General features: G+C 72.6%; 4 protein-coding genes. 1 reads left to right on the forward strand and 3 read right to left on the reverse strand.

From position 1 onward, the window contains the following. The coding region (locus ACFU99_RS33995) for a cyclodeaminase/cyclohydrolase family protein (RefSeq protein ID WP_384399520.1) at positions 1–428 on the reverse strand (428 nt) is incomplete at its 3' end. 119 nt (positions 429–547) lie between these two features. Then, a complete protein-coding gene (locus tag ACFU99_RS34000) occupies positions 548–895 on the reverse strand; it encodes a helix-turn-helix domain-containing protein (RefSeq protein WP_384399523.1) in 348 nt (115 codons plus the stop codon). 229 nt (positions 896–1,124) lie between these two features. Between ACFU99_RS34000 and helR the strand changes: the two genes are divergently transcribed. Beyond that, complete coding sequence (helR, locus tag ACFU99_RS34005) at positions 1,125–3,383, forward strand: RNA polymerase recycling motor ATPase HelR (RefSeq protein WP_384399526.1); 2,259 nt, start codon at positions 1,125–1,127, stop codon at positions 3,381–3,383. 10 nt (positions 3,384–3,393) lie between these two features. On the opposite strand, the gene ACFU99_RS34010 is transcribed toward helR, so the two are convergent. Then, positions 3,394–4,582: PLP-dependent aminotransferase family protein (locus ACFU99_RS34010; RefSeq protein WP_384399529.1), on the reverse strand; the 1,189-nt coding region annotated here is incomplete at its 5' end.

Below are 4,582 nucleotides of genomic sequence, written 5' to 3' on the forward strand. Positions count from 1 at the left end.
GTGACGACGTTGCGGTTGCCGACGGGCAGCAGCTCCTCGGCGAACGCGACGACGGACGCGGCGACGCCGATCACCGCGGCCGGCGCCCGCCCGGCGCCGACGAGTGCCTCGGCGATGGCGGCGGAACGGGCGGCCTTGGCGTCGTCATCGCCCTTGGGCAGCTTGTACGCCTCGGTCACCGCGGTGAACGCCGCGGCGTCCTCCTCCGCCAGCCGCAGCGCCGTCTCCCGCAGCGCGTCACTCTCAGCGGTGATCCGCCCGATGACGTCCGCGTGCGCGGCGTACTTCTCCCCGGTGCTGTACCGCGCCACCATCCCCAACAACGCCGCCCCTTGCCCCGCGTGCAACGCCGCCACCGCACCCCCACCAGGCGCGGGCACCCGCCCCGCGAGCCGCTCCAGAAAACCGATGATCGTCTCGTCGCGCATGAACGCTCGTCCTTCGGTAGACGCAGGGGGGAAGGGAATCCACAACACGCCCCGAAATCGTCCCACGCGCGCGGCGGCCGTTGAGGCTGCCTAATGCCTAATGCCTAATGCCTAATGCCCTAGTCCCTAGGGGCGGTTGGGGAGAGGGTGACGGTGGGGACACCGCCGTCCAGGGCGATGTTCAGCGAGGCGCCCAGTGCTTCGGAGAGACGTGCAAGCAAGGGGAGGGTCGGGACAGTACCGGCGAGTTCGATCCGGGAGATCTGGGGCTGGGTCATGTGGGCCCGCTCGGCCAGTTCGGTCTGGGAGATGCCCAGTCGGGTGCGCCGGTCGTGGACGGCCTGCCCGAGGTCGAACGCCAGACGGATCTCCGTCCGTACGGCTTCGACCTCGGGGGATTCCCCGTATCCCGCGGCCCCCGCGGCGATCTTGCGTTCCCGCGCGAGCTTCCACCGTGCGTGGTTCAACGGCCTTCCCCACCATGGCGTCATGGACGAAAGCAACAAGAAAGGCAAGGAGGAAAACCCACCCCTTGCCACTCTCAACATATAGCGCACTGGGGGGCTTGCGGCAAGGCCCCGTTGGTGGGGCAGAATCCCCGGACCGAGGCCGGAACCTTAGTAAATGGGGGATTCGCGAAGTGCGTATGTTGTTGTCGGTTTATGGGGTGTGCGGTGCCGGCGAGGGGGCGGTGGCATGAGTTCTTCGACCAGCAATGTCACCCGGGTCGCCAGCGCCTTCGATCTTCCCGACCACCTCTCCGCCAAGGCGGCCCCGGCGCTGATCGACGGCGACGAGCGGCACTTCGCGGCGATAGCGGAGAGCCTGGAGCAGACGATCGCCGAGCTTTCCGGCCGGCTCGCGGAAGCCCGTAAAGCGCCCGGCGGCATCGGCCGGGCGGCCATGGACCGGGACGCGGAGGTCCACCGGCTGACCGGGCGGCTGCGCACCCTGCGCCGTTTCGGGCTGGACCTGTGCCTGGGGCACATCGTTCCGGCGGACAGCCCCGAGCCCGTATACATCGGACGCCTCGGCCTCACCGACAGCACGGGCCGCCGGCTCCTGCTGGACTGGCGTTCACCGGCGGCCGAGCCGTTCTTCGCCGCCACCCACGCCAACCCGCTCGGCCTCGACAGCCGCCGCCGCTACCGCTGGACCCGCGGCCGGATCAGCGACTACTGGGACGAGGTCTTCACCGCCGACGGCCTCCAGGGGCACGCCGCGCTCGACGACCAGTCCGCGTTCATCGCCAGCCTCGGCGGCACCCGTTCCGACCGGATGCGCGACGTCCTCGCCACCATCCAGGCCGACCAGGACGCCGTCATCCGGGCCGGCTCCCGCGGCGCGCTCGTCGTCGACGGCGGTCCCGGCACCGGCAAGACCGTCGTCGCCCTGCACCGCGCCGCCCACCTCCTCTACTCCGATCCCCGCCTCGGCCACCGCCGCGGCGGCGTCCTGTTCGTCGGCCCCAGCCGCCCCTACCTCGCCTACGTCTCCGACGTCCTGCCCAGCCTCGGCGAAGAGGGCGTACAGACCTGCGTCCTGCGCGACCTCGTCGCCGAGGGCGCCGACGCCGCCGTCGAGGACGATCCGGAGACCGCCGCCCTCAAAGCCTCCGCCGACCTGGTCAAGGCGATCGAGCCCGCCGTCGGCATCTACGAGGAGCCGCCCGCCGAGGGCATGGCCGTCTCCACCCACTGGTCCGACATCTGGCTCAGCCCCGCCGACTGGGCCGCCGCCTTCGACGCCGTCGAACCCGGCACCCCGCACAACGAGGCCCGCGACCAGATCCTGGAGGAACTCCTCACGATCCTGGTCGACAAGGACGGCGGTTTCGATCCCGAGAGCGGTGAGGACGGCCAAGGCGGCGACGGTCACGACGGTGCGCCCACTCCCGACATGCTCCGGCGCTCCCTCCGCCAGGACCGCGACCTGATCAAGACCCTCAACCGCGCCTGGCCGATGATCGACGCGGACGACCTCGTCGGCGACCTCTGGACCGTCCCCGCCTACCTGCGCAAATGCGCCCCCTGGCTCGGCCCCGAGGACGTCCGCAAACTCCAGCGCGCCGACCCGAAGGCATGGACCGTCTCCGACCTCCCCCTCCTCGACGCCGCCCGGCTGCGGCTCGGTGACCCCGAGGCAGCGGTGCGCAAGCGCCGCCGCGAGGCCGCCGTCGCCGCCGAACGCGCCCGCCGGGCCGTCGTCATCGCCGACATCCTGGAGAACAGCGAGATCGACGAGAGCCAGGGCGCGGTCGGGATGCTGCGCGGGCGGGACCTCCAGGACACCCTCATCGACCAGGACGCGCTGACCGGCCCCGAACCCGACCTGCTCGCCGGCCCGTTCGCGCACGTCATCGTCGACGAGGCGCAGGAACTGACCGACGCCGAATGGCAGATGCTGCTCCAGCGCTGCCCCTCCCGCAGCTTCACCATCGTCGGCGACCGCGCCCAGGCCCGGCACGGCTTCACGGAGACCTGGCGGGAGCGGCTGGAACGGGCCGGGATCGACCGCGTCACCGTGGCCACCCTCGGCATCAACTACCGCACCCCGCAAGAGGTCATGACGGAAGCCGAACCGGCCATCCGCGCCGTCCTCCCGGACGCCAACGTGCCCGTCTCCATCCGCAGCAGCGGCATCCCCGTCACCCGTGGCTCCGTCGCCGACCTGGACTCGGTGCTCGGCGCCTGGCTCGCCGAGCACACCGACGGCGAGGGGATCGCCTGCGTCATCGCCGGCCCCTCGGACCGGGTCTCGGTCCCAGCTGCCTCCCGCATACGGTCGCTCACCCCCGAGCTCTCGAAGGGGCTGGAATTCGATCTCGTCGTCCTCATCGACCCGGACAGCTTCGGCGACGGCCGCGGCGACGGCATCGAAGGCGCCGTCGACCGCTACGTCGCCATGACCCGCGCGACCCAGCAGCTCACCATCCTCACCAGCACCGCTGGGTGAGGGAGGGGGCCTACCGGCTCTGCTCCGCGCACTCCTCCAGCACCGGCAGCGCCTTCTCCAGCCCCCCGTCCGCGTCGGCGAACGGCAGCCGCAGATGGTGGCGGAAGCCGTCCACGGCGGAGAAGGCCGGGCCGGGTACGACGAACACCCCGGCCCGCCGCGCCAGTTGGGCCATGGCCTCGGTGTCCGCGCCGGGGATCTCCACCCACAGGGCGGAGCCCCCGGCCGGCCGCTCCCAGCGCCAGTGCGGGACCCGTGCCCGTAGCAGCCGCTCGGTCTCCGCCAGCCGGTCCCGCAGCCGGGCGCGGCGCAGGGCGCGGGCCTCGGGCAGCCGCTGGAGGAGCTGTACGGCCACCAGTTGCTCCACGACCGGGCAGGCCAGATCCACGGACTTCTTGATCTCGGCGAGCCGGGCGATGACGGTGGGCGAGGCGCGTACCCAGCCCAGCCGGAGGCCGCCCCAGAACAGTTTGGACATCGTGCCGAGGGTCGCGGTCGCGGCGGGCGGCAGGTGTGTGGCGAGGGATGCGGGCGCGGAGTCGTCGTGCAGAGCGAGTTCCGCGTAGGAGTTGTCCTCGACGGTGTACAGGCCGTGCTCGGCCAGCACGCCCGTCCACGCCTGCCGGGCCCGCGCGTCCAGCGCCCGGCCGGTGGGGTTGTGGACCGCGGGCTGGAGATAGACCAGCCGGGGGCGGATGTGGCGGACGAGACGGCCGAGAGCGGTGGGCTCGGTACCCGCCTCCAGCGGTACGAGCCGCGCCCCGCGCGCCCGCAGCGCCTCCAGCGCCCCGCGGTATGTGGGGTCCTCCACGATCACGCTGTCACCGGGCTGCACCAGCCCCTGTGTGATCAGCCATACGGCCTGCTGGGACCCGGCCGTGACGAGGATCTGGTCCGCCGAGGTCGGCAGCCCCGCCGCCCGGTGATACCCGGCGATCGCCTCGCGCAGCGCCGGGAGCCCGTACGGCTGGTACCCGTCGTCCAGCAGCGCCGCCGCGAGATCCCGGGCGGGCAGGTCGCGTACCGCGTCGGCCACCGCGGGCAGACCGTCCAGCGCCCCGCTGGACAGGTCGATGCCGCCGTCGCGGGCCCCGAAACCGGCGAGCCGCCCCTCGCTCGCGGGCGCGTCGGCCGCGCCCGCGCCGCGCAGCCGCGACCCGCTGCCCTGCCGGCTCTCCAGCCAGCCCTCGGCCTCCAGC

The organism is Streptomyces sp. NPDC057654 (assembly GCF_042800135.1).
Classification (GTDB): domain Bacteria; phylum Actinomycetota; class Actinomycetes; order Streptomycetales; family Streptomycetaceae; genus Streptomyces.